The sequence below is a fragment of the Bacillus stercoris genome (assembly GCF_029772985.1).
GTDB classification, from domain to species: Bacteria; Bacillota; Bacilli; order Bacillales; family Bacillaceae; genus Bacillus; species Bacillus stercoris.
Genome location: NZ_CP121861.1, coordinates 1,277,298 through 1,301,594 on the forward strand (window position 1 = coordinate 1,277,298; position 24,297 = coordinate 1,301,594).

24 protein-coding genes and 1 other annotated feature are annotated in these 24,297 nt (G+C 43.4%); of the genes, 17 read left to right on the forward strand and 7 right to left on the reverse strand.

Translation table 11 applies throughout. The features are described from left to right. The first annotated feature begins 125 nt into the window (after positions 1 to 125). From QA442_RS06665 to bceB, 11 genes are all read left to right on the forward strand, one after another. Entirely contained in the window at positions 126 to 263 is a 138-nt protein-coding gene (locus QA442_RS06665) for a hypothetical protein (protein ID WP_003229119.1), read from the forward strand. Between the two features lie 33 nt (positions 264 to 296). After that, positions 297 to 689, forward strand: a complete 393-nt coding sequence (ytrA, locus tag QA442_RS06670; RefSeq protein WP_095432474.1) for a GntR family transcriptional regulator YtrA — start codon at positions 297 to 299, stop codon at positions 687 to 689. Further along, positions 682 to 1,560, forward strand: coding sequence for an ABC transporter ATP-binding protein YtrB (ytrB, locus tag QA442_RS06675; RefSeq protein WP_024572828.1), 879 nt, complete (start codon positions 682 to 684; stop codon positions 1,558 to 1,560). Before ytrA ends, ytrB begins: the two co-directional genes overlap by 8 nt. Next, on the forward strand, positions 1,554 to 2,537 hold the full coding sequence (gene ytrC / locus QA442_RS06680; RefSeq protein ID WP_095432473.1) for an ABC transporter permease YtrC: 984 nt from the start codon (positions 1,554 to 1,556) through the stop codon (positions 2,535 to 2,537). Before ytrB ends, ytrC begins: the two co-directional genes overlap by 7 nt. 29 nt (positions 2,538 to 2,566) lie before the next feature. Continuing rightward, entirely contained in the window at positions 2,567 to 3,544 is a 978-nt protein-coding gene (ytrD, locus tag QA442_RS06685; protein WP_095432472.1) for an ABC transporter permease YtrD, read from the forward strand. A 14-nt stretch (positions 3,545 to 3,558) separates the two neighbouring features. After that, positions 3,559 to 4,254, forward strand: a complete 696-nt coding sequence (gene ytrE / locus QA442_RS06690; protein ID WP_003229129.1) for an ABC transporter ATP-binding protein YtrE — start codon at positions 3,559 to 3,561, stop codon at positions 4,252 to 4,254. Beyond that, a complete protein-coding gene (gene ytrF, locus QA442_RS06695; protein ID WP_095432471.1) occupies positions 4,244 to 5,554 on the forward strand; it encodes an ABC transporter permease YtrF in 1,311 nt (436 codons plus the stop codon). The genes ytrE and ytrF overlap by 11 nt, the downstream gene beginning before the upstream one ends. A gap of 96 nt (positions 5,555 to 5,650) precedes the next feature. Then, positions 5,651 to 6,346 carry a two-component response regulator BceR gene (gene bceR / locus QA442_RS06700; protein ID WP_095432510.1) on the forward strand — a complete coding sequence of 232 codons (696 nt, stop codon included), beginning with the start codon at positions 5,651 to 5,653 and terminating at the stop codon, positions 6,344 to 6,346. Next, positions 6,339 to 7,343: a two-component sensor histidine kinase BceS gene (bceS, locus tag QA442_RS06705; RefSeq protein WP_095432470.1), complete on the forward strand. Its 1,005-nt coding sequence runs from the start codon at positions 6,339 to 6,341 to the stop codon at positions 7,341 to 7,343. The genes bceR and bceS overlap by 8 nt, the downstream gene beginning before the upstream one ends. A 101-nt stretch (positions 7,344 to 7,444) precedes the next feature. Next, positions 7,445 to 8,206: a bacitracin ABC transporter ATP-binding protein BceA gene (gene bceA, locus QA442_RS06710; RefSeq protein WP_014477722.1), complete on the forward strand. Its 762-nt coding sequence runs from the start codon at positions 7,445 to 7,447 to the stop codon at positions 8,204 to 8,206. Further along, positions 8,196 to 10,136, forward strand: a complete 1,941-nt coding sequence (gene bceB, locus QA442_RS06715) for a bacitracin ABC transporter permease BceB (protein ID WP_095432469.1) — start codon at positions 8,196 to 8,198, stop codon at positions 10,134 to 10,136. Before bceA ends, bceB begins: the two co-directional genes overlap by 11 nt. 36 nt (positions 10,137 to 10,172) lie before the next feature. Here the strand turns inward: bceB and QA442_RS06720 are convergent, their stop codons facing one another. After that, positions 10,173 to 10,919: an LMBR1 domain-containing protein gene (locus tag QA442_RS06720; protein ID WP_095432468.1), complete on the reverse strand. Its 747-nt coding sequence runs from the start codon at positions 10,917 to 10,919 to the stop codon at positions 10,173 to 10,175. A gap of 188 nt (positions 10,920 to 11,107) precedes the next feature. On the opposite strand from QA442_RS06720, the gene QA442_RS06725 reads away from it, so the two are divergent. Next, positions 11,108 to 12,301 (forward strand): MDR family MFS transporter, encoded by a 1,194-nt coding sequence (locus QA442_RS06725; protein ID WP_095432467.1) that lies wholly within the window; start codon positions 11,108 to 11,110, stop codon positions 12,299 to 12,301. Positions 12,302 to 12,333: 32 nt separating this feature from the next. Here QA442_RS06725 and ytvA read toward each other — a convergent pair whose 3' ends face one another. After that, positions 12,334 to 13,119 (reverse strand): YtvA family blue-light photoreceptor, encoded by a 786-nt coding sequence (gene ytvA / locus QA442_RS06730; protein WP_014665061.1) that lies wholly within the window; start codon positions 13,117 to 13,119, stop codon positions 12,334 to 12,336. Between the two features lie 403 nt (positions 13,120 to 13,522). Here ytvA and QA442_RS06735 point away from each other — a divergent pair, with 403 nt between their 5' ends. From QA442_RS06735 to QA442_RS06745, 3 genes are all read left to right on the forward strand, one after another. Continuing rightward, entirely contained in the window at positions 13,523 to 13,858 is a 336-nt protein-coding gene (locus QA442_RS06735) for a DUF4257 domain-containing protein (RefSeq protein ID WP_003223352.1), read from the forward strand. A 102-nt stretch (positions 13,859 to 13,960) separates the two neighbouring features. Beyond that, positions 13,961 to 14,175 (forward strand) — a binding site (T-box leader). 109 nt (positions 14,176 to 14,284) lie between these two features. Further along, a complete protein-coding gene (gene leuS, locus QA442_RS06740; protein ID WP_095432466.1) occupies positions 14,285 to 16,699 on the forward strand; it encodes a leucine--tRNA ligase in 2,415 nt (804 codons plus the stop codon). A gap of 115 nt (positions 16,700 to 16,814) precedes the next feature. Beyond that, positions 16,815 to 17,126, forward strand: coding sequence for a rhodanese-like domain-containing protein (locus QA442_RS06745; RefSeq protein ID WP_014665058.1), 312 nt, complete (start codon positions 16,815 to 16,817; stop codon positions 17,124 to 17,126). A gap of 21 nt (positions 17,127 to 17,147) precedes the next feature. On the opposite strand, the gene melA is transcribed toward QA442_RS06745, so the two are convergent. The 5 genes from melA to QA442_RS06770 are packed head-to-tail and all read right to left on the reverse strand — an operon-like array spanning position 17,148 to position 22,545. Beyond that, the gene (melA, locus tag QA442_RS06750; protein WP_095432465.1) at positions 17,148 to 18,446 is read right to left on the reverse strand and encodes an alpha-galactosidase MelA; all 1,299 of its coding nucleotides are present in this window, start codon (positions 18,444 to 18,446) and stop codon (positions 17,148 to 17,150) included. Positions 18,447 to 18,465: 19 nt separating this feature from the next. Further along, positions 18,466 to 19,296 carry a carbohydrate ABC transporter permease gene (locus QA442_RS06755; RefSeq protein ID WP_069150109.1) on the reverse strand — a complete coding sequence of 277 codons (831 nt, stop codon included), beginning with the start codon at positions 19,294 to 19,296 and terminating at the stop codon, positions 18,466 to 18,468. Next, positions 19,293 to 20,204, reverse strand: coding sequence for a carbohydrate ABC transporter permease (locus QA442_RS06760; protein ID WP_069150108.1), 912 nt, complete (start codon positions 20,202 to 20,204; stop codon positions 19,293 to 19,295). The genes QA442_RS06755 and QA442_RS06760 overlap by 4 nt, the downstream gene beginning before the upstream one ends. Further along, on the reverse strand, positions 20,197 to 21,477 hold the full coding sequence (locus tag QA442_RS06765) for an ABC transporter substrate-binding protein (protein WP_095432464.1): 1,281 nt from the start codon (positions 21,475 to 21,477) through the stop codon (positions 20,197 to 20,199). Before QA442_RS06765 ends, QA442_RS06760 begins: the two co-directional genes overlap by 8 nt. A gap of 33 nt (positions 21,478 to 21,510) precedes the next feature. Beyond that, positions 21,511 to 22,545 carry a LacI family DNA-binding transcriptional regulator gene (locus QA442_RS06770; protein WP_071581115.1) on the reverse strand — a complete coding sequence of 345 codons (1,035 nt, stop codon included), beginning with the start codon at positions 22,543 to 22,545 and terminating at the stop codon, positions 21,511 to 21,513. A 217-nt stretch (positions 22,546 to 22,762) separates the two neighbouring features. Between QA442_RS06770 and QA442_RS06775 the strand changes: the two genes are divergently transcribed. Then, positions 22,763 to 23,662: a dienelactone hydrolase family protein gene (locus QA442_RS06775; protein ID WP_095432463.1), complete on the forward strand. Its 900-nt coding sequence runs from the start codon at positions 22,763 to 22,765 to the stop codon at positions 23,660 to 23,662. A 73-nt stretch (positions 23,663 to 23,735) separates the two neighbouring features. Beyond that, a complete protein-coding gene (locus tag QA442_RS06780) occupies positions 23,736 to 24,218 on the forward strand; it encodes a hypothetical protein (RefSeq protein ID WP_252408514.1) in 483 nt (160 codons plus the stop codon). The last annotated feature ends 79 nt before the right edge of the window (positions 24,219 to 24,297 follow it).

Sequence of the window (24,297 nt, forward strand, 5' to 3'; positions counted from 1 at the left end):
TTTTTTGTAAAAAAAGGATTGACTTTAAGTGCCAAAGTATTTATTGTATTAAGTGTACTAATTGAAGTAATACACTATAGACACTGATGTAACACCATTATATATTGAAATTAAGGGAGGCAGTTATGAAACATAAAAAACGAAACAAACGTAACGTGCCAATGCTGATTGCGGCATCTGTGATCGCTTGTTCTTTTTTTCTTGTTCTCGTGATGATCGGTTTTGAATGGCAAAAAAGTATCATTGATCATTTTTATCTGTAAAAGGTTCAGATCGTATAGAAAGTAGGGAAGTAAATGATTCAAATCGATCCAAGAAGCTCAACACCCATTTACGAACAAATTATTCAGCAAATGAAAGAGCTTTGTTTGAAAGGGATCATGAAGCCTGGTGATAAGCTTCCTTCTGTCAGAGAATTGGCGACGATCATTATTGCGAATCCGAACACTGTCAGCAAAGCGTACAAAGAGCTTGAGCGAGAGGGAATTATTGAGACGCTGCGGGGCAGAGGAACCTATATATCGGAGAATGCAAAAACGACACTGGTTGAAGGGAAGATGGCGATGATTAAAGAGCAACTCAAACAGCTCATCATCGATGCACACTATGCAGGGGTTGAGCTGGAAAAACTGCAAGAATGGATAAAGGAAATCAGTGCTGATGTGAAGGGAGGCAAAGAAAATGATTGAACTGCGGCAGCTGTCAAAAACGATTGACGGCAATCAAGTATTAAAAGATGTTTCATTAACAATCGAAAAAGGAGAAATCTTCGGATTGCTTGGACGCAATGGATCAGGAAAAACAACGATGCTCCGCTTAATCCAGCAAATCATTTTCGCAGACAGCGGGACAATTTTATTTGACGGCGTAGAAATCAAAAAGCATCCGAAGGTCAAACAAAATATCATCTACATGCCTGTTCAAAATCCGTTTTACGATAAGTATACATACAAGCAGTTAGTCGATATTTTGAGAAGAATCTATCCGAAATTTGATGTCACGTACGCGAATGAGCTGATGAACAGGTACGAAATTCCGGAAACGAAAAAATATCGCGAACTGTCGACGGGCTTAAAAAAACAGCTATCGCTCGTTCTGTCGTTTGCGGCGAGACCGGCGCTGATTCTTCTGGATGAGCCGACGGACGGAATAGATGCAGTGACAAGGCATGATGTGCTGCAGCTTATGGTCGATGAAGTGGCAGAGCGTGATACGAGCATCCTGATCACTTCCCACCGGCTTGAGGACATAGAGCGGATGTGCAACCGAATTGGTTTTCTCGAAGATAACAGGCTGACAAATGTAATGGATCTTGATGAATTAAAAGAAGAATACATCAAAATTCAAATGGCGTTTGACACAGATGTCAATCTGGCGATCAGGGAGCAAAACATTCCGATGCTCGATCAGGCCGGCGTGTTCTATACGGTGCTGATTCCGAAAAGCGACGAGGAGAAAAAGAGCTTTTTGAGAGAGCTGAAGCCAAAAGTATGGAATGAGCTTCCTGTCAACTTAGAAGAAGTGTTCATTGCGAAGTTTGGAGGGAAGCGGAGATGGTAGACCGAGGTCTCCTCTATCGAGAGTGGAAGCAGAATCAAGTGGTGATTTTGTTAAGTATCGTGTTTTTAGTGTTGGCAAATCCGCTCTCTATTGTGAATACGTATTTGTCTTATCAAGGATGTCTTGATCACCAATACACGCAATATTGTAATTTTATTGTGAATTATAAAAGTAATCTGATGGATATCAACTGGATGCCGGGTGTCATATTGGCGGTCTGTCTCCTGGGAATGGAACGTTCAAAAGGCACGATGGATTTTATTTTAAGCCTTCCATATAACAGAAGCCAAATTTTTCAGACGAAATTTTGGTTAGGCGGTTTTGTCATTGTGGTGTCGCAATTAATTGGCTTTTTATTTGCGTGGCTGCTGATTCTTGTCTATAACCCTGAACACGTCTACTTTTTTGAGCACAGCAGCGTTGGAGTAATCGTGATTAGCTTTATGGCTTACTCACTGGTAATGGCCGCCGGAGCGTTAACTGGAAATGCTTTTGCCCAGCTATTAACTGCACTTTCTGCCGGGATATTGCCGTATTTAATCCTTGCATTGCCGCTTACCAATTTGGAAATTGTTTTTGATTTTCATATATATGAGATTTTCTCTTCGATGGAATCTTATTATGGATTGGAAAATGCTCTCATGTATTTATTTCCCCTTGTTTATGTTTCGAATGACTGGCTTACCAACAGTAAATATATTTTATTCATTCCGGCTGCCATGAGCATTCTGTTTTACTTGATTGGCTATATAAGCTTTAAAAAGCATCCAAGTGAGCGAAACGGATACTTTTTTCTTTGGAAGAGATTAGACCGTCCGGTACAAATTTTGGTTATCATTTTTGGCATTCTTGGATTTGGTTTGTTTGGATATTCTGCCGGACATTCCATTATTGGTTATATTTTTGGGATGATTATTGGAGCTGTAGTTGGATTCTTTGTGAGCTACTTCTCTATATTTAAGAAAACAAAAGTGTAAGAAATGCCTTAGGTTTGGAGGGAAGTGAGTTGCCGGATTCCGGACTGTTTTATAAAGAGTGGAAACAAAATAAAGTCGCCTTAGTTATCACCATTTTGGTTTTTATACTAGGTAATCCCTTATCAATTATAAATATGTATCTCATCTATCAAGGCTGTGTCACCTCAAAAGAAAATTGGGTTGGTCCCTGCGTATTCAGTGTTGATTATTTAAACGGCACATTTATCTCATTTTTTTGGATTTGGGGAGTCGTTTTGGCAGTTAGCCAGCTTGGGATTGAACGTAGCAAGAGCTTCTTTGATTTTACATTAAGCCTTCCATATACACGAGGGCAGATATTTCATGCGAAGTTCTTTACCGGCGGAATGGTGATTGTGGTGCCGCAGCTCATAGGTTACGTTTTGTCTGTTTTGCTGATCATGCTTTTGAAGCCAGATCAGGCCGTTTATTTTCACAATTACAGCCTTGGGATGATCATTGTCAGCATGCTGGCTTATTCGCTTGTTATGGCGGGTGGAGCTCTGACAGGCAATATTTTTGCCCAGCTTTTGGTCTCATTTACCGTGGCCATTTCGCCATTTTTGCTCATCAGCCTGCCTGCGATCAACCTTGAGATCCTTTTTGGCGGATCAATAGATTTTATCCATGGTCCAGTACCCAAATGGGTGCAGTATTTCATTCCGATAATCTATGTAGACGCGAAATGGGTTGAGAATTCACCATATTATTTAGTGATTCCGGCTATCATGACTATCATCTTCTACATCATCGGCTATATTAGTTTTGTCAAACTATCTAATGAAAGAAACGGGTACTTCTTCTTATGGAAGCCGCTTGACCGTCCGGTGCAGATCATCGTTATTATCATAGGAATCATGGGCTTTGGGTACTTTGGATTTTCCGCCAGCGAGAGCTTTACAGGCTATCTCATTGGCATGGCTGCCGGTGCGGTAATCGGTTTCTTGATTAGTTATTTTGCGATTTATAAAAAAACAAAACTTTTGTAAGGGAGAGAGAACATATGATAGATGTTCAGCATATCGACCATTCTTTCACGATCGGAAAAAAGGGCCGTGAGAATGAAGTTCCAGTATTGAAGGATGTTTCATTAAGCGTGGCGAAAGGGGAAATCGCCTGTATTGTCGGGCGAAGCGGATCAGGGAAATCAACGCTTTTGAATTTGATTTCCGGCTACATATCGCCGACAAAAGGGCGGATTGTCATTAATGGCACTGATGTTACGGGGTTTAATGAAAAGGAATGGGCGCAATTTCGGCTTGACCATTTCGGGTTTATTTTCCAAAGCTTTCAGCTCATTCCGGGTTTAACGACGTATGAGAATGTTGAAATGCCGTTGGCGTTAAAAGGAATCAAGCCTTCTGAGCGGAAGCAAAAGGTGCAGGACATGCTGAAACGCGTCGGTCTGGAAAACCACGCCGCTCATTATCCGAATGAACTGTCAGGCGGCCAGCAGCAGCGTGTCAGTATTGCTCGAGCGTTGATTTTAAATCCTTCGATTATCTTAGCGGATGAGCCGACGGGAAGCCTTGATTCGGAAACGGAACATGAAGTGCTGGAATTGATCCAGCAGCTGAATCGCGAGCGCGGCATTACATTTGTGATCATTACTCACGATGATGAAGTCGCTTCTATCGGGCATTCAAAATTTCAGCTCCATGATGGTGTGCTAAAAGGGGGAATTACCGTTGAGGTTTAAGGATCAGGTTCATTTTATCAGAAGAAATATGAAGAAAAACAGGCTTCGCGTCTTTATGACGATTCTTGCGACAACAATGGCGTGTGCGTTTTTGGTTGTGCTGTCGTCGGTTGGATTTGGGATTCAAAAGACGATTACAGATATGACAATGAGCCAGCAGATTGTAACGAAAGTCAGTGTAATGGGCAAGGAAGGAGACAAGCCGATTAAAAAAGCTGATTTAGAGAAGTACGATCACGTAAGGTCAGTTGTCGAAAGAACGCAAGTATATGAACCAAACAAAGCTACTTTAGGCAATCGCACAAATGAAAGCTCAAATCTCATTTTTACTAATATGAATGATGAATTAAAGGCCAATATGGAATTGGAAAAGGGAAGAGTCGCAAAGTCGGAAAATGAAATCGTAGTAGGATACGACTTCGCAAAGAGATTATTGACGAAAAAAGAATCGGAAGAATATAACAAAAAAATCGAAGAGGCAAAAGGCAATCCAGAAGATATAAAAGAACCAAAGGGCTATACGAAAGACATTCTGAACAAAACAATTGAACTAAGTGTATCGAAGACAGATCCTAAAACAGGCGATGTTACAAAAACAAAAACATATGACTTTAAAATTGTCGGTATTACAAAAAAACCATCTCAAGACTGGATGGAGGACTCAAACATTTTCATCAGTGATCAATTCAAAAAGGATTTTTCGGAATTCTTAGATTTTAAAGGCGGGAACGTTGAAACTAACATTGGCGTTTTTGCTGATAAATTTGAGAACGTGGAACAGCTGACAAAGGATCTAACAGATGACGGATACTATGTCACATCAGTGACTACCGAACTTGAGGGAGCCAACACCTTCTTCATGGTCTTCAAAATCGGACTGATCTTTGTCGGATGTATCGCGGTTATCATTTCAGCGATCGGCATTTTTAACACGATGACGATGGCGGTGACAGAGAGAACGCAAGAGATCGGCATTATGAAAGCGATTGGGGCAAGTCCGTCTATCATTCGCCGAATGTTCCTGATGGAAAGCGCATATATCGGGATTTTAGGCTGTGTGATTGGAATTATCATTTCCTACGGCGTGAGCTACCTTGTCAACCTGGCCGTTCCGATGATTCTTGCGGCCACAAGCGGAAGCGATGCGGGCGATTTGAATTACACATTCTCCTACATCCCGGCGAGCCTAGTGATCATTGCCGTTGTAATTTGCGGAGGGGTCGCAGTTATTTCCGGAATGAATCCGGCGAGAAAAGCAACCAAAACCAACGTGCTGACAGCGTTGAGAAGAGAATTATAATGCAAACGAGCCGGCTGAGACAGCCGGCTTTCTCTATAGCGCATGATGGCGTTTTGCTATACACTTGATAAAAAAGGAAAAAGTGCGGTGAGTCGATTGTTTAAACTTTTGCTGATTGAAGATGATGAATCGCTGTTTCAGGAAATCAAGGATCGTTTAACGGGATGGTCCTATGATGTATACGGCATTCAGGATTTCAGTCAAGTGCTGCAGGAATTTGCGGCAGTTAATCCTGATTGTGTCATTATTGATGTACAGCTGCCTAAATTTGACGGTTTTCATTGGTGCCGGCTGATCCGCTCCCGGTCAAATGTTCCGATTCTCTTTTTATCCTCTCGGGATCATCCTGCTGATATGGTGATGTCCATGCAGCTCGGGGCAGATGACTTTATTCAAAAGCCGTTTCATTTTGATGTGCTGATAGCGAAAATCCAAGCGATGTTCCGGCGTGTACACCATTATAATACGGAACCGAGCGCAATTAAAACATGGTGTGGCGCTGCTATAGATGCGGAGCAAAACCTCGTCAGCAACGACAAAGGATCTGTTGAGCTGACCAAAAACGAGATGTTCATTCTTAAACAATTAATAGAGCAAAAAAACAAGATCGTCAGCCGGGAAGAACTGATCAGAAACTTGTGGAACGATGAGCGTTTTGTAAGTGATAATACGCTGACCGTCAATGTCAATCGCCTGCGAAAAAAACTGGACGCCCTGCAGCTTGGCGTATATATCGAGACAAAGGTGGGCCAGGGCTACATCGCGAAGGAAGAGGATCAGTTCTATGATTAAAGCATTCCTTACCGAAAGGCGAAGCTGGATTGCCGCGTTTTTGTTTCAGCAGGCTTTAATGCTGGTCGTAGCTTTTGTTGATCCTTCCATATCATTTGAAAATGTCTTTTATATGGTGTATTTGTGCATCTTGTTTTTTGTTATATTCCTATGGTTTCGCTATCGGAAAGAAACCGCGTTTTATAAAAGCCTGAAAACATGGGAAAACAATCTCGATGTGACTGCCATAAATGAACCGGAAACGCCATTTGAAGCAATCGTTGAAAGAAGCATTACCGGGCAAACGGAACACTTGAAGCAGACTGCAACACAGCATCGCTTAGCATTGGAAAATGAAAAAGATGAGCTGATGGCATGGATTCATGAGGTCAAAACCCCATTAACAGCAATGCATTTAATCATTGACAGAATGGAAGAAAAAGCTTTGAAATCCCAGCTGTCATATGAATGGCTGCGTATTCACCTGCTTCTTGATCAACAGCTTCATCAAAAACGCATTTCATTTATTGAAAACGATCTGTCTGTAGAATTTATTCAGCTTCAGCCTTTGATTTTCAAGGAAATCAAAGATTTACAATCGTGGTGTATCCAAAAAGGGGTCGGTTTTGACATACAGCTTGAGGCTGAAGAAGTGCTGAGCGATGCAAAATGGCTGGCGTTTATCATCAGGCAGCTGCTGACAAATGCGGTGAAATACAGCGAAGCCTCTGAAATTGAAATCAAAAGCTTTCAAAAAGGGGAACAGACGCAGCTCCAAGTGAAAGACTGTGGCAGGGGCATTGATCCAAAGGATGTACCTCGTATTTTTGATAAAGGGTTTACATCCACAACAGATCACCATAATCAAGCGTCCACTGGCATGGGGCTGTACTTGGTGAAAAAAGCAGCGGCGCCGTTATTGATTCATGTTGATGTTGAGTCGGAGTTCGGTGCGGGGACAGTTTTTACATTAACCTTTCCGAAACGGAATCATTTTGAACGGGTCATAAGCGTGTGACGAAAATGTCACATGCTTTTCTTTTTTGTTCGCCGTATCGAAGGAAAAGCCCGGCATTCCTTTTTATAATGAGATTATCCAATATAAAGGAGACTGCATAAATGATGATTTTAGAAGCGAATAAAATTCGAAAAAGTTATGGAAACAAGCTGAATAAACAGGAAGTGCTGAAGGGCATTGATCTTCACATTGAAAAGGGCGAATTCGTCAGTATTATGGGTGCTTCCGGGTCAGGAAAAACCACTTTGCTTAATGTACTGTCCTCAATCGATCAGGTCAGTCACGGAACCATTCATATTAATGGAAATGACATGACGGCTATGAAGGAAAAGCAGCTGGCTGAATTCAGAAAACAGCATTTAGGCTTTATCTTCCAGGATTACAATTTGTTGGATACATTGACAGTGAAAGAAAATATCCTTCTGCCATTATCAATCACGAAACTGTCAAAAAAGGAAGCCAATCGTAAGTTTGAGGAAGTTGCAAAGGAACTGGGAATATATGAATTGCGGGATAAGTACCCGAATGAAATTTCCGGCGGCCAGAAGCAGAGAACATCCGCCGGAAGAGCGTTTATTCATGACCCGAGTATTATTTTTGCTGATGAACCGACGGGTGCGCTCGATTCGAAATCGGCCTCCGATTTATTAAACAAGCTGAGTCAGCTCAACCAAAAACGCAACGCCACGATTATTATGGTCACCCATGATCCTGTCGCGGCCAGCTACTGCGGCAGAGTCATTTTCATTAAGGACGGGCAAATGTATACACAGCTGAATAAAGGGGGCCAGGACAGGCAAACGTTTTTCCAGGATATTATGAAAACGCAAGGCGTGTTAGGCGGGGTGCAGCATGAACATTAATCAGCTCATCCTGCGAAATTTGAAAAAGAATCTTCGGAATTACTATCTGTATGTGTTTGCGCTCATCTTTAGCGTGGCGCTTTATTTCGCCTTTGTCACGCTGCAGTATGATCCAGCAATTAACGAAGTGAAGGGTTCAATCAAGGGAGCCGCGGCTATTAAAACCGCTTCGATTTTGCTTGTGGCTGTAGTGGCGATCTTCATTTTATATGCCAATACGATTTTTATTAAGAGACGGAGCAAAGAAATCGGGCTGTTTCAATTAATTGGAATGACAAAGCATAAAATTTTTCGCATCTTAAGCGCAGAAAATGTCATGCTGTATTTCGGTTCATTAGCGATCGGGGTCGCGGCCGGGTTTTCGATATCGAAGCTGGTCTTGATGATTCTGTTCAAAATTGTCGATGTCAAAGCGGATGCGAAGCTGCATTTTTCTGAGCAGGCCTTGGTCCAAACGGTCATTGTGTTCTGCGGCATTTACCTTTTGATTATGATCATGAATTATACGTTTATCAAAAAACAGAGTATTTTATCTTTGTTTAAAGTAACGTCCTCCACTGAAGACAAAGTGAAGAAAATATCATTTTTCCAAATGATAATCGGCGCTTTAGGCATCGTGCTGATTTTGACAGGATACTATGTGTCTTCTGAGCTGTTTGGCGGAAAATTCAAGAGCATTAATGAACTGTTTGGTGCGATGAGCTTTATTCTGGGGAGCGTCATTATCGGGACGTTTTTGTTTTATAAAGGTTCGGTTACATTTATCTCGAACATCATTCGAAAAAGCAAGGGCGGCTACTTAAATATTTCTGAGGTCCTGTCACTGTCATCGATCATGTTCAGAATGAAATCGAACGCGTTGCTGCTGACGATTATTACAACCGTTTCAGCGCTCGCGATCGGGCTGTTATCTCTTGCTTACATCTCGTATTACTCGTCAGAAAAGACCGCTGAACAAAATGTAGCGGCTGATTTTTCATTCATGAACGAGAAAGATGCCAAGTTATTTGAAAACAGTTTGAGTGAAAGCAACATCTCGTTTGTTACAAAAGTAACCCCTGTCCTGCAAGCAAATGTTGACATTGCAAATATCATGGATGGAACTCCGAAAGAGATGCAGGGTGATCCTAGCAACATGCAGCTTGCTGTTGTTAGCGACAAAGATGTAAAAGGTGTCGATGTGGCGTCTGGAGAAGCCGTTTTCTCAGGATACACCGACTTGCTGAAAAAAATAATGGTCTTCAAGGACTCTGGTGTTATTAAAGTGAAAAGCAAGCATGAGACGGAACCATTAAAATATAAAGGATTAAGAGAAGAGTTTCTTGTGTCCTATACGTTTACAAGCGGGGGCATGCCTGCCGTCATTGTGGATGACAGCCTGTTTCAACAGCTGGACAAGGATAAAGACCCCCGCATTCAGCTGGCGCAATCTAGATTTATTGGCATCAATGTGAAACATAAAGATCAAATGGAAAAAGCAAATGAACTTTTTCAACAGGTAAACAAGAAAAACGAGCATTTATCAAGACTGGATACAAGCATTGCGCAAAAATCACTGTTTGGTATCGTGATGTTCATCGTTGGCTTCTTAGGGTTAACGTTCCTGATCACATCAGGATGTATCCTTTATTTTAAACAAATGGGAGAAAGTGAAGATGAAAAACCGAGCTATACAATTTTAAGAAAACTCGGCTTTACGCAAGGCGACCTGATAAAGGGGATACGCATTAAACAAATGTACAACTTCGGCATTCCGCTGGTTGTCGGCCTCTTCCACAGTTACTTTGCCGTCCAATCCGGCTGGTTCTTATTTGGATCAGAGGTGTGGACGCCTATGATTATGGTGATGGTATTATATACTGCGCTCTATTCCATTTTTGGTTTTCTGTCAGTTCTTTATTATAAGAAGGTCATTAAATCGTCGTTGTGAAACAGAAAAAGCTCCAGACATTCTGGAGCTTTTTGTTTATCGTTTTGGCGCCCGGTAACCGGCGGCTTCAGCTTCTTCAACTGAGCAAAACATTTCCGCCGGATCGGTTGTCCGGTCATAGTATGTACTGCCTGGCGTGTGGTAGATGCCGTTTTTGCTTCCTTTGATATGACAGCCTTCTGCTTTGTCAGCTGTCTTGGTTTCATCACTTTTATTCGTATTGCTTGAAGAACTTCCAGCGTCTTCATGAGAACTGGCAGTTTGGCTATTTGCCTCTTTTAATTGCTTTTCAAGCTTTGTTTTATCTTGTCGGAGTGTTTCATTTTCAGTTTTTATTGTTTTTGTATCTTCTTTGAGCTGCTTTTGATTTTCTTGAAGCTCTTTCAACTCAGTTTTTAATGATTTCTGAGTCTTTTTTAGTTCGCGATTTTCTTTTTCAAGCTTCTCAAGCTTGTCTTGATCTTCTGTATTGTCTTTTAATTTCTTTGCTTCAGAGCTGACAGATTTATATTCTTTTTCAAGTTCCTCATGCTCTTTTGTGAGACTTTTATATTCGGCGTTTAGCGCTGAATATTTTTTCTCAGCATTTGCTGCGGCAGCATCAGGTTCTGACAAGCCTGCCCCGGTGAAGAGCAGCACCAGGCCCCCTATCAAAAGCGGCCAAAAAAGTTTTTTAGAGAAACGTTTTTCTTTTTTTAAAACATATCTGGCGAGGTGATACAATCCGTATCCAAACGAAATGAGACATGCAAGAAAACCTAAGAATGCTAATACCATTTCCATATTATTACCCCTTTTTCTATTTATTTTACATTTTTTGAACCATATTTGTTAGATTTTTTCACGCTCATCAGTTGAAAAATGTGAGATAGACAGATAGAATGAATGTGCTATGATAACTGGATTCATACGGAGCCGTTTTAGGTTTCGTTTTTTTCATGAGCTTTTTTAGGGAAGAAAGGGGGATGAGTATGCCGCGTGCTCTTAAAATATTAGTTATTGGAATGTTTATCAATGTGACGGGTGCTTCTTTTTTATGGCCGCTGAATACGATTTATATCCATAACCATTTGGGAAAATCGTTAACAGTAGCCGGACTTGTCCTGATGCTGAATTCCGGCGCCAGTGTAGCTGGAAATTTATGCGGCGGTTTTTTGTTTGATAAAATTGGCGGCTTTAAATCGATTATGCTTGGAATTGCGATTACGTTAGCAAGCCTGATGGGCCTTGTCTTTTTTCATGATTGGCCAGCCTATATTGTGCTGCTGACGATTGTGGGCTTTGGCTCCGGTGTTGTTTTTCCGGCCAGCTACGCAATGGCAGGATCGGTATGGCCTGAAGGGGGAAGGAAGGCATTTAATGCGATATATGTCGCGCAAAACGCAGGTGTGGCCGTCGGTTCAGCGCTTGGCGGTGTCGTTGCATCTTTCTCGTTTTCATATGTATTTTTGGCGAATGCCGTATTGTATCTGGTCTTTTTCTTTATCGTATATTTCGGATTTCGAAATATTCAGACGGGAGATGCGTCCCAAACATCTGTGCTTGATTATGATGCTGTGAACAGCAAAGCAAAATTTGCCGCGCTCATCATTTTAAGCGGGGGCTATGTACTCGGGTGGCTGGCTTATTCTCAGTGGTCCACCACAATTGCTTCGTACACGCAAAGCATTGGAATCTCTCTTTCCTTATACAGCGTGCTCTGGACGGTTAACGGAATTCTCATTGTGCTTGGCCAGCCGCTTGTCGGTTTTGTGGTGAAAAAATGGGCCGAGTCGCTAAAAGCGCAAATGGTCATCGGCTTTATCATTTTTATTGTGTCTTTCAGCATGCTGTTAACAGCAAAGCAATTTCCAATGTTTCTGGCTGCGATGGTGATCCTGACGATCGGAGAAATGCTTGTTTGGCCTGCAGTGCCGACGATTGCCAATCAGCTTGCCCCTAAAGGGAAAGAAGGCTTTTATCAAGGCTTTGTCAATAGTGCGGCGACAGGCGGCAGAATGATTGGCCCTCTGTTCGGAGGAGTGCTTGTCGACCATTACGGCATTAAGGCTCTTGTTTTATCTTTATTGGTATTGCTGCTGATCAGTATTGCCACTACGCTTTTATATGACAAACGGCTAAAATCAGCTAAAGAAACAAAAAAGCATGCATCAATCTCTTCATAAATAAAAGATCCCGCCGGATGAGCGGGATCTTTTTACATAATCGGAAGCACTTTAACGGCATCCTTTACATTTGAATATGTTTTCAGCGACGAAAAATTGGCATCCAGTTTATTCATTTTCATGGCCAATTCAGGCTTAATGCCGGTAATGATTAATTCGGTTCCGGTCAATTTCAGCAGATGGCTCAGCTTGAAAATTTGGTCGGCCGTTTGTTCGTTCACTTGGGCCAATCCAGATAAATCAATGATCAAATAATCATCTTTGGATGTTGATAAGATATTCGTCAATGTGCAAACGATGGAATTAAATCGCTCCTCTGTCAGGTTTCCGACTAGCGGAAGAGCCGAAATGCCATTGCGAATCGGGACAATAGGAGTTGAAAGTGCAGTAATTTCTGTGAGGGAATCCTCGAGAAGTTTTTCATACTCTTTTTGCTCGGTGATATCTTTCTGAATTCCGACAAAATACGTTTTGTCCTCTATTTCCATTGGATCAATATTTAATTCATTCCAGAACATCGTTCCGTCTTTTTTATAGTTTTGGATCTGAACGGTGACTGGCTCTTTATTTTGTAAAGCGGTTCTGATGTTGTCTACTTCAGCGGGGTTTGTGTGTTTCCCCTGTAAGAAGCGGCAGTTCTTTCCTAAAATTTCCTCGGCCTCATAGCCGGTAATTTGAACAAAGCCTTGATTGACGTAGACAATAGGATTATCTTCAAGTGCGGGATCTGTAATTACCACACCGACTCGCGCGTGATCAAGCGCTTTTTTGATGATTTCCAGCTGTTCTGGTATCCCAAATGATTGAAAACTAGCCATATAAATCCCCCTTAGGCCGTCAGCTTGCTATGCGAAAGCCTGATATTCCCCTTTTTTAAAATGAATTCTACAGTAACCCTAGCACAACACATGTTCTGATTCAAGCAAGCGCAGTTTGTTGTTTGTCATTAGGGCTTGTCCTCGTATACACTAAAAATAAGAACAGAATTTGAACATATGAACGGAAAGGTTTCGACATGCTAAATAGGTGACTAGGTCAATGTCACTGGGTGAAAAATGAATCTAATGCATCAAGCTTACCGATCATGTGTTCACATATAATGGAAGAAACAAGCTTTTTTCAGATTTGCCAGTATGTAGATATCGAAAATCATCGGAATCGTTTAAGGGGGCTGGATGGCCTGAAGTCGCTTTACGAAATAAGGGCTTTAGGAAGGTGATGATGAAGATGCTGCATCAGGTACTTATTGCTTGTGTAATTGGAGGAATCATGGGGATTCTCGGTCACGTTAAAAAGAGAGGCAGGCTGGAGAAGCCCAGAATGACGAAGCGGTTTATCTACCTTGGATTTTTGGAAGATTGGTTTATCGGAATGACAGCTTCCATTTTACTTGTACTATCCGCTGACCCCGATTCAGGAATTCAACTTGTCATCTTATCCATTATCTCAGGCTACGGCGGTGAAGCTGTTCTCAGAAGTTTTGACTTTGTGAGAGAAATGAACAGCGGCGGCGAACCGGCCGAGTCCAAACGTCAAACCAAAACTCCACCCGAATAATTGTCCTCAATCTTCGCCCGTTCAGGGTACATTCCCATTGTATACAAACCTGCTTGCACTTATGAACAGAATTCTATAAAATACAGTTAGATTACGGTTGCGATAAGAACAATGAAGAGGAGCAGTAAGAAACAGATATTGTTGCAGAGAGTTGACGGCTGGTGAAAGTCAATCAAGTTTGTTTCCGAACTCACCTCAGAGTTGCAGCGGTGAAAAGCCGCTGACGCATAACTGCGTTAAAAGTATCAAGTGAGTGCGGTGTATGCCGCGCTAACGAGGGTGGTACCGCGGGAAAACGAAAGTCTCTCGTCCCTTTTAGGGATGAGGGAGTTTTTTTTAGTTTGGGAATATTCTGAATATAGTCCTCTCCTTCCCGTCAATACTTGAACCATACACGCCGTATTCAATCAGAAGGAGGTTTTTACTTTGAGTTTTCAGCACAAAGAGATAGAAAAGAAATGGCAAACATATTGGCTTGAAAACAAAACATTTGCCACTCTTGATAATAATGAAAAACAAAAATTTTATGCGCTGGACATGTTCCCTTATCCGTCTGGAGCTGGGTTGCACGTCGGCCATCCTGAAGGATACACAGCAACGGATATTCTGTCCCGCATGAAGCGTATGCAGGGATACGATGTCCTTCATCCAATGGGCTGGGACGCATTCGGCCTGCCGGCTGAACAATACGCGCTTGACACAGGGAACGACCCCGCTGTGTTTACGAAGCAGAATATTGATAATTTCCGCCGCCAAATTCAAGCGCTTGGCTTCTCATATGATTGGGATCGTGAAATCAATACGACTGACCCTGAATATTACAAATGGACGCAATGGATTTTCTTAAAGCTTTATGAAAAAGGCCTTGCTTACGTTGACGAAGTGCCTGTAAACTGGTGCCCTGCACTCGGTACGGTTCTTGCTAACGAAGAAGTCATTGACGGCAAGAGCGAACGCGGCGGCCATCCGGTAGAGAGACGCCCAATGAAGCAGTGGATGCTGAAAATCACAGCCTATGCGGACAGGCTCCTTGAAGACTTGGAAGAGCTTGATTGGCCGGAAAGCATTAAAGATATGCAGCGCAACTGGATCGGCCGTTCGGAAGGCGCTCACGTTCATTTTGCTATAGATGGGCATGATGAATCCTTTACGGTGTTTACAACAAGACCAGATACGCTGTTTGGCGCTACATACACTGTCCTTGCTCCGGAACACGCATTGGTGGAAAACATCACAACGGCTGAGCAAAAAGAAGCTGTTGAAGCTTATATCAAAGAAATTCAATCAAAGAGTGACCTTGAGCGTACGGATCTTGCAAAAACAAAGACAGGCGTATTCACAGGAGCGTATGCGATCAATCCTGTAAACGGAGAAAAACTGCCGATTTGGATTGCTGATTATGTGCTTGCATCATACGGAACAGGTGCTGTCATGGCTGTTCCTGGCCACGATGAGCGTGATTTTGAATTCGCCAAAACATTCGGCCTTCCGGTGAAGGAAGTCGTAAAAGGCGGGAACGTTGAGGAAGCAGCCTACACAGGCGACGGCGAGCATGTGAACTCTGATTTCCTGAACGGCCTTAACAAACAGGAAGCGATTGAGAAAGTGATCGCTTGGCTGGAAGAAACGAAAAACGGCGAGAAGAAAGTGACGTACCGCCTTCGTGACTGGCTCTTCAGCCGCCAGCGTTATTGGGGCGAGCCGATTCCGGTCATTCACTGGGAAGACGGAACGTCAACAGCTGTCCCGGAAGAGGAGCTGCCGCTGATTTTGCCGAAAACGGATGAAATCAAACCGAGCGGAACGGGCGAATCACCGCTTGCGATCATTAAAGAGTGGGTGGAAGTCACAGACCCTGAGACAGGGAAAAAAGGAAGAAGAGAAACGAATACAATGCCGCAATGGGCGGGAAGCTGCTGGTATTTCTTGCGCTATATTGATCCGCACAATCCGGATCAGCTGGCATCACCAGAAAAATTGGAAAAATGGCTTCCGGTCGATATGTATATCGGTGGTGCAGAACATGCCGTGCTTCACCTTCTGTATGCCCGCTTCTGGCATAAGTTCCTTTATGATATCGGCGTAGTGCCGACGAAAGAACCGTTCCAAAAGCTGTACAACCAAGGAATGATTCTCGGCGAAAACAACGAAAAAATGAGTAAATCTAAAGGGAACGTTGTCAATCCTGACGAAATCGTGGCCTCTCACGGTGCTGATACACTGAGATTGTACGAAATGTTCATGGGACCTCTTGATGCTTCAATCGCCTGGTCTGAATCAGGATTAGACGGCGCGCGCCGTTTCCTTGACCGTGTATGGCGCCTATTCGTTGAAGACAGCGGTGAGCTTAATGGCAAAATCGTTGAAGGCGTTGGTGAAACATTGGAGCGCGTGTATCATGAAACAGTCATGAAAGTCACAGACCATTATGAAGGCCTTCGTTTCAACACGGGTATTTCCCAGCTGATGGTCTTTATTAATGAAGCGTATAAAGCAACAGAACTGCCGAAAGAATATATGGAAGGCTTCGTGAAGCTTCTTTCTCCTGTCGCGCCACACTTAGCGGAAGAGCTTTGGGAGAAGCTTGGCCATTCCGGCACAATTGCCTACGAAGCTTGGCCTGAATATGATGAAACAAAACTTGTGGATGATGAAGTTGAAATCGTTGTTCAGCTGAACGGAAAAGTAAAAGCGAAATTACAGGTTCCTGCCGATGCAACGAGAGAACAACTGGAACAGCTTGCTCAAGCTGATGAAAAGGTCAAAGAGCAGCTTGAAGGCAAAACGATTCGGAAAATCATCGCGGTGCCTGGCAAGCTTGTCAATATTGTGGCAAACTAAGCCTAGAAAAAATCCCCTTTGCCAAAAGGGGATTTTTTTCATCAGTCTCAGAATAGCAATCGTTCAGCTGACTTTGATATACTGAACATGATCACTGTGAATAGGAGTGTTTTCTTTGGAAATAAAAGAAATCAGCACAGCCGCTTTGAAAGAAAAAATTGAGGCGGACGAAGAATTATATTTAATTGATGTCAGAGAAGATGAAGAGGTAGCGGAAGGCATGATCCCGCAAGCCGTTCATATTCGCATGGGGGATATTCCTGAAAAAATGGACACCCTTGATAAAGACAAAGAATACGTATTTATCTGCCGCTCAGGAATGCGCAGCATGAACGTCTGCAAGTACCTGGATGAGCAAGGCTTTAAAACAGTCAATGTTGAAGGCGGCATGATGGCCTGGGAAGGCGAAACAAAACCAAAAAACTAGGGGAGAGCGGTCCCCTAGTTTTTATTTGTATTCCGGAAGCCAATCGCCGTGTGCTGCAAATAAATCGTCACACATGGAAATGATGTCCTTCATGGAAAGCTCCGCACTTGTATGCGGATCAAGCATTGCAGCTTGGTAAACCGCTTCTTTTTTCCGTGTGACAGCCGCTTCGATTGTCATCAGCTGTGTATTAATATTCGTCCGGTTTAAGGCTGCAAGCTGCTCAGGCAGTTCTCCGGCGAAGCACGGTGTAATTTTTTTTCTGTCGGCGACGCATGTCACTTCCACAACCGCTTTTGAAGGAAGGTTGGTGATCAGTCCTGTGTTTAAGACGTTTCCTCCGAAGGTGAATGGCTCGTTTGTTTCCATTGCTTCTATAATTCTAGAACCATATTCCTTTGAGCGTTCGTGCGTAAGGTTTTTATTGTTGACAATGTCATCCCGCATTTTCTCCCAACTTTCAATCTGCTTGACGCACCTTCTCGGATATTCGTCGAGCGGGATTTGCAGCTCGCTGATCAGTTCAGGGTAATTCCGTTTAATAAAGTACGGGTGATACTCTGCGTTGTGTTCGGATGATTCTGTGACATAATAGCCGAACTTATCCATTAATTCAAACCGCACCATATCATGATGCTTTGTTTTTTGTTTTTCTTTCGCTCTCCTTTTGATTTCTGGATACAAATCCGCGCCGTCTTTTTTGACTTCCAAAAGCCAAGCCATATGATTGATGCCCGCAATGCGTTCCTCAATTCCGTCATGCTCCATCCCGAGAGCTTTACATAAATCCTTCGTGCACACTTGGACACTGTGGCAGAGCCCGATTGTTTTGATATTGGTATAGCGGAGCATGGCGCCTGTAAGAGAAGCCATAGGATTTGTATAGTTTAAAAACCACGCATCCGGGCACATTTCCTCCATATCTCTTGCGATGTCAAATAAAACCGGGATTGTTCTGAGAGATCTGAATATCCCGCCGATGCCGACTGTATCGGCGATCGTCTGGCGCAGCCCATACCGTTTAGGAATCTCGAAATCGATGACTGTGCTTGGTTTGTAACCTCCAACCTGAATCGCATTGATGACATAGCCTGCGTTTTGCAAGGCAAGTTTTCTGTCATCATAGCTGTTGATCGCCACACTCGGGTTATAGCGGTCTCTTAGATTTTCGAGCATGAGCTGGGATTCCTGCAGGCGTTTGGGATCAATGTCGTAAAGCGCGAACTCAAACCCATTCAGTGCCTCTGTTAACAGGCAGTCACCCAACACATTTTTGGCGAAAATCGTGCTTCCTGCGCCGATAAATGTAATCTTTTTCATAATGCTTCCTCCTTTAGTGTTAACCCTTTACTGCTCCGGAAGACAGGCCGGCAATAAAGTATTTTTGCAGCGCCAAAAACAGAACAACCATTGGCAGCATTGCCATAAGCGCCGCTGCGGCAACTAAATGCAGGTTGTTGGCGTTTTCTCCGAAAAAACCTGCCATGGCTACTGTTAATGTCTGAACCTTTTGATCTTGTAAAAAGAAAATGGCAAATTGATAGTCGTTCCATATAAAAACACAAGAAATAATACAGATGGTTGCAGTGATCGGCTTCAGCAGAGGAAACACAATCGTAAAAAAGATTTTCAGCATCCCTGCGCCGTCAATTCTTGCGGCTTCTTCAAGCTCTTTTGGAATGGTCGATCGGATAAAGCCCGAATACAAGAATACGGTTAACGGCATGTAAGCCGCTGTATTGATCAAAATGGCGATGGCGTGTGTATTGACCATTCCGGCGTCCACGACCATTCGGTACAAAGGGACCATGGATGTTAACGGAGGGATGATCATAATGGAAATCAGCAAGGCAAAAACGGCTTTATTCAGTTTTGTTTCCCTCCGGGCAAGCGGGTAGGCGGCAAGTGAGCCGAATATAATTAATAACAAGGCAGAAAAACCTGTGATGATCATGGTGTTCATAAAAGAGTTTCCTAGCGAAGCACGCTCCCACGCCTCTGAAAAATTGTGAAAGGAGATGTCGGCTGGAAATATCCATTTCGAACTGTAGTCTCCTTTTGCTTTCAATGAAGTAGTCAGCAGAATATAAAAGGGAATAAAATGCGCACAGGCTACAATGGCGGCAAGAAGCGTAATGATCCGCGTGTTTTTTGAACGGGCGGCTCTCATGACATTTCCGCCTCCTTTCTTTTAAAGTACGCAAGCGCGCAAAAGCTGATGATCAAAATGACAAATGCCATAAATATGCCTTGTGTTGCAGCATAGCCGGCATCCTGTCGCTTGAAATACAAATCATACATAAACGTGGACATGGATTGTGATGCATTTCCGGGACCGCCCGCGGTGAGCGCAATGATGACGTCAAACAGCTTTAAGCCTCCGATAATGTTAATGACCATATTAATGGTAATGGAGGGCATTAACAGCGGCAGCGTGATGGTGAAAAACTGCTGGCCTTTTTTCGCGCCATCCATTTGTGCTGCTTCATAGTAATCTTTCGGAATGCTTTGCAGCCCGGCTAAGTAGACAACCATAGCGATCCCGACATATTGATAGGTGTTAATCATGACAATAATCCATGGATTGAGCGATGGGCTGGCGAGCGCATTAATAGGGCTGATGCCGAAGACACCGAGCAAATCGTTGAGCGCGCCTCCGTCATAGGAGAAGAAAAAGTACCAAATGTAGCCCATAATGAGCGGACTGATCATCACCGGCAAATAGACAATTGTTCTTGTTAGCGCTTTCGTTTTAATGCTTTGATTCAAGAGGAGAGCGTACAGAAGCCCGACCACATTTTGAAAAAAAGTGCTGCCAAGCCCATAAAGCAGGGTGTTTTTTAAGATGTGCCACGTGTCAGGGTCAGAAAACAGCCTTTCATATTGCGCGAATCCTACCCATTGGTAGACTTGTGAAAAGCCGTTCCAGTTTGTAAAGGTAATCAATGTGCCTTTCACAAACGGGTAAATCATAAAGACCAGAACGGAAAGCAAAGCAGGAATGTACATCCACCAAAGTGAGGACTGCTTTTTTGGCTTAACCTGTTTCACATGAACGTCCCTTGCGATCTCACTCATTGTTTTCAGCCCCCTGTGTTTCCGATTGCTCCCGAAGTCGTTTATATTCTCTTCCCAGCTTCTTCGAAATATCTTGAGGCGCCAAAATGTCAGCCGTAAGCTCCTGTCCGACCGTGCCCAGGACATCCCACATTCCGTTTGGCAAGTATAAACGGTCGAAGTAAGGCTCAACTTTGACATTTTGATAATGCTCATAATCATTTGCGTAGAAAATATCAGCCTTCACATTGGTCAGCCCTGAAGGAAGCGATGTGGCCTCAGCCATTTGTTTGGCATTGGCCGGGCGGGCCATAAATGCGATAAATTCTTTTGCCTCTTCTAAGTGAGGCGAATCTTTCCATGCTGCAAGCGTGTAGCGTTCACCGCCAATCCATATTGGGTCATCACCGGGATGTATGGCAGGTGTCGGGATAATGCCGACCTTGACGTTCGGATTGATCTGGGCAACGTCTTGGCCGAGTGTGCCGCCTTGCATTGTAAAGGCGATTTTGTTTTGGGCCATTAATTCAATAAGCTGTGATTTTTTTGCCGTGACGGCGTCGATATTCATCAATTTTTCCTTCTGCATTTGTTTGAGGGTTTCTGATAAATAAGTGAATTTACTCCATTGAAAAGTGCCGTTGATGAGCTGTTTTTTTTCATTATGGGCAGGGTCTGTGATGAGAAGAGGTGTAGCGAATTGGTCGTAATATTGAGCGAATGAGCTTTTGTCATAGCCGGCAAACCAGAAGGGCACAATCTTTCCCTTACTCTTTTCTTTAATCGTTCTCAGCGCTTTGATAAAGTCATCCATGGTTTCCGGCGGGGCAATGCCATAACGGTCTAAAATATTACGGTTATACGCCAGGCCGTCTTTTGCCTGATTGATCGGATAGGCATACACCTTTCCGCTTTTATTTTTGAGGATGCTGTTTAAATTGGGATCGAGATCTTGAGTCCATTCCATCTTCCGGAGATCCGCTGTATATTCTCCGTACCTGATTTTCCCCCAGCCATGTGTATCGAATAAATCAGGCAAATCATTGGCCGCCATTCTGACACGCATCATATTTTCATAGTCATTGCCTGGGAAATGAAGGCTGACATGAATGTCACTGTGTTCCTTTTCGAATGCTGCCGCCAGTTTTCTGAACGTATCTCTTTCACTGTCGGTTGACATTGTGGAATAAATGGTTAACGTCTTTTTTGCGGTATCTTCTGAGCTTTTCTCTGCTGAGCATCCGGGCAGAATAAGCAGAATAAGAGAGAGAAATAAAACAAAAGTGTGTTTCATCTTTTCCTCCTTATCATCGTGATGAATATTTGCTTATGTCACCTCCTTAGCTGTACATCCGCAGCTTTGTCTTACGATTAATGTTGTGGGCAGGGTGACATGGTGGGGAAGGGTTCGTCCCTTAAGACGGTCAAGCAGCAGTTTTACGCCTGTCCGGCCCATTTCTTCTGTGTATACCTTCACCGTCGTTAAAGGCGTGCTGGCAAATTCAGCTTCCTCAATCCCGTTAAAGCTTACGATTGCAGTATCCCGCGGCACTTGCAGCCCGGCTTCTTGGAGCGCTTTTAATGCACCGATCGCCATGGAATCGCTGGCAATAAAGAATGCTTCAGGCAGATGGCCTTGAGCGATTGCTTTTTTCATCAGGCGATAGCCCTCACGCATGCTGTATTCTCCAATCAGCACATGCTCAGGCTGGGGGGCGGCTGACTCCAAAAAAGCGGTGAGGCGTTTGTCTTCAATGGTTCTGCGAATGCTTTGGCCGTCCTTCAGCGTATGCTCTTTTTCCTGTCCGCCAATGTAGCCTAACCGTTTGTAGCCTAAGTCGAAAAGGTGATCAATCGCCTGGCGTGAAGCCGATTCAAAATCGATGCTAATCGAATCGTATGCTTGCGGATCAGGAGAATGATTGATGAATACGGCATGCTCCAGCTTTCCGCTAATATGCTTAACCGCTTCATCATGAACACGGCCGATGACAATGACACCATTCAATTCCCGAAAGATATGTTCCTGAAAGGAGCCGAGATGAATTGAGTTTGTAATAAAAATTTCCTGTTCAAAGCATTCCTTTTCAATGCCTTTGCGAATGGAAGAAAAATAAGGGTCCTGCCTTTCCTGATCAGGGGACAGACAGCTCAGCACGCCGATCAGCGGCTGGGCCCGCGGTTTTTGCCCACGGGCTTTTCGGCGTTTGGCAACGGTTTGATAACCAAGCTCTTCAGCGATATTGATGACTCTTTGTCTCGTTTCGCCCGCAACAGAAAGCGACTCATCTTCATTTAAAATTCTGGAAACAGTTGCACTGGAAACATTAGCTTTCAAAGCGATATCTTTAATACGAACCATGGGAATCCCTCTCATCTATTTAGTAAAATATTAACTCACCTGTTTTTGATAAATTGATACTATCATATGAAAGTAAGCGGTTACAATAATTAATTTCAGAATATTTCACTATATTTACTAAATATTTAGTAAAATATGTGAATTGTTTTGGAAAAATAAAGGGGAACCCAGATCTGTCTCGTAAATGTGAAGTAAGCGAATAAGGAAGGGTGATGGGATGAGAGCTGAAAGAAGAGAGCAACTGTTTCGATTGCTTGGTGATTTGCCTGACCGGAGGCCAATAAGTGTTGAGACATTACGTATTGAAGAAAGAGGAGAAAATATCGTTGAAACGCTCCTGCTCGATTTAAATGGACTTGAAAAGGTGCCCGCTTATTTTGTGAAGCCGAGGATAACAGAAGGAGCTTGCCCAGCCGTATTGTTTCAGCATTCACATGGGGGACGGTATGACAGGGGGAAAAGTGAACTGATTGAGGGAGCGGATTATTTGAAAACGCCTTCTTTTTCTGATGAGCTTACTTCTCTCGGATACGGCGTGCTTGCGATTGATCATTGGGGATTTGGAGATCGGCGGGGAAAAGCGGAAAGCGAGATTTTTAAAGAAATGCTCCTGACCGGAAAAGTGATGTGGGGGATGATGATTTATGACAGTTTAAGAGCGTTAGATTATATGCAGTCACGCTCTGATATTCAGCCTGACAGGATCGGTACCATCGGCATGTCTATGGGAGGGTTGATGGCGTGGTGGACAGCTGCGCTCGATGACCGGATTAAGGTGTGTGTTGATTTGTGCAGCCAGGTAGATCATCACGTGCTGATCAAAACACAGAATCTTGACAGGCACGGCTTTTATTATTACGTTCCATCGCTTGCAAAGCATTTTTCCGCATCGGAGATCCAAAGCCTGATCGCGCCGCGCCCGCACCTTAGTCTTGTTGGAATACACGATCGGTTAACGCCGGCCGAGGGCGTGGACAAAATCGAAAAAGAACTGGCAGATGTATATGCTGGACAGGGAGCTTCTGATTGCTACCGGGTGGTCCGTTCTGCTTCAGGACATTTCGAAACAGCAGTCATGAGGCATAAAGCAGTCCGTTTTTTGCAAACATGGCTGTGACGGTTACAGGAAACAGGCGGAAAGGCGCAGAATTGAAGCGAGGGAAGTGGAACCAATGGAATGACAAGACATAATGGATTGGGCTTTCCGGCGGCATCTCAATCCATTCAGCTGGTATATTCGACCCCTTTTTTTATTAGTATTGGTTTATGCTGCGTATAAGCGCAGCTGGAAAGGTGTCCTCGTCACTTTTGTATTGATGATGAGCAGTATGGTCTGGTTTCCGGAACCTAAGAAGATTGATCTGCAAATGAAAAAAGTGCTGGAATTCGAGCAAATGCTTTTAAGCAGTCCGGTCTCGGCTGTTTTAACAATTGCTTTCATGCTGGTTTTTCTCGGTTTTATTTTGGCTGCTTTCTGGAAGCGGTCACTTGTATTTGGTTTAATCCTATTGAATGTGACACTTGTTGGGAAGGTGGCCCTGTCCTTATTATTCACAGGTGAGAATGGCTGGGCACCGTTAGGCAATACGATTTTTGGGCTGATGATGGTCAATGGAATCGGCCTGTTCATCAAGTATCGAAATCAAAAAAAACGCAGAGGAATAGACATCTAAGGCTAGGACCGTTTTACTGTAAAACGGTCTTTTTTTGCTCGTTTCAGGGACCGGCCCTACAATTCCTATATTGACAGAA

Coding starts and splice junctions, on each gene's coding strand:
- QA442_RS06665 (WP_003229119.1), top strand. CDS start 126: ATGAAACATAAAAAACGAAACAAACGTAACGTGCCAATGCTGATTGCG.
- ytrA (WP_095432474.1), top strand. CDS start 297: ATGATTCAAATCGATCCAAGAAGCTCAACACCCATTTACGAACAAATT.
- ytrB (WP_024572828.1), top strand. CDS start 682: ATGATTGAACTGCGGCAGCTGTCAAAAACGATTGACGGCAATCAAGTA.
- ytrC (WP_095432473.1), top strand. CDS start 1,554: ATGGTAGACCGAGGTCTCCTCTATCGAGAGTGGAAGCAGAATCAAGTG.
- ytrE (WP_003229129.1), top strand. CDS start 3,559: ATGATAGATGTTCAGCATATCGACCATTCTTTCACGATCGGAAAAAAG.
- bceS (WP_095432470.1), top strand. CDS start 6,339: ATGATTAAAGCATTCCTTACCGAAAGGCGAAGCTGGATTGCCGCGTTT.
- bceA (WP_014477722.1), top strand. CDS start 7,445: ATGATGATTTTAGAAGCGAATAAAATTCGAAAAAGTTATGGAAACAAG.
- bceB (WP_095432469.1), top strand. CDS start 8,196: ATGAACATTAATCAGCTCATCCTGCGAAATTTGAAAAAGAATCTTCGG.
- QA442_RS06720 (WP_095432468.1), bottom strand. CDS start 10,919: ATGGAAATGGTATTAGCATTCTTAGGTTTTCTTGCATGTCTCATTTCG.
- QA442_RS06725 (WP_095432467.1), top strand. CDS start 11,108: ATGCCGCGTGCTCTTAAAATATTAGTTATTGGAATGTTTATCAATGTG.
- ytvA (WP_014665061.1), bottom strand. CDS start 13,119: ATGGCTAGTTTTCAATCATTTGGGATACCAGAACAGCTGGAAATCATC.
- QA442_RS06735 (WP_003223352.1), top strand. CDS start 13,523: ATGAAGATGCTGCATCAGGTACTTATTGCTTGTGTAATTGGAGGAATC.
- melA (WP_095432465.1), bottom strand. CDS start 18,446: ATGAAAAAGATTACATTTATCGGCGCAGGAAGCACGATTTTCGCCAAA.
- QA442_RS06755 (WP_069150109.1), bottom strand. CDS start 19,296: ATGAGAGCCGCCCGTTCAAAAAACACGCGGATCATTACGCTTCTTGCC.
- QA442_RS06760 (WP_069150108.1), bottom strand. CDS start 20,204: ATGAGTGAGATCGCAAGGGACGTTCATGTGAAACAGGTTAAGCCAAAA.
- QA442_RS06765 (WP_095432464.1), bottom strand. CDS start 21,477: ATGAAACACACTTTTGTTTTATTTCTCTCTCTTATTCTGCTTATTCTG.
- QA442_RS06770 (WP_071581115.1), bottom strand. CDS start 22,545: ATGGTTCGTATTAAAGATATCGCTTTGAAAGCTAATGTTTCCAGTGCA.
- QA442_RS06775 (WP_095432463.1), top strand. CDS start 22,763: ATGAGAGCTGAAAGAAGAGAGCAACTGTTTCGATTGCTTGGTGATTTG.
- QA442_RS06780 (WP_252408514.1), top strand. CDS start 23,736: ATGGATTGGGCTTTCCGGCGGCATCTCAATCCATTCAGCTGGTATATT.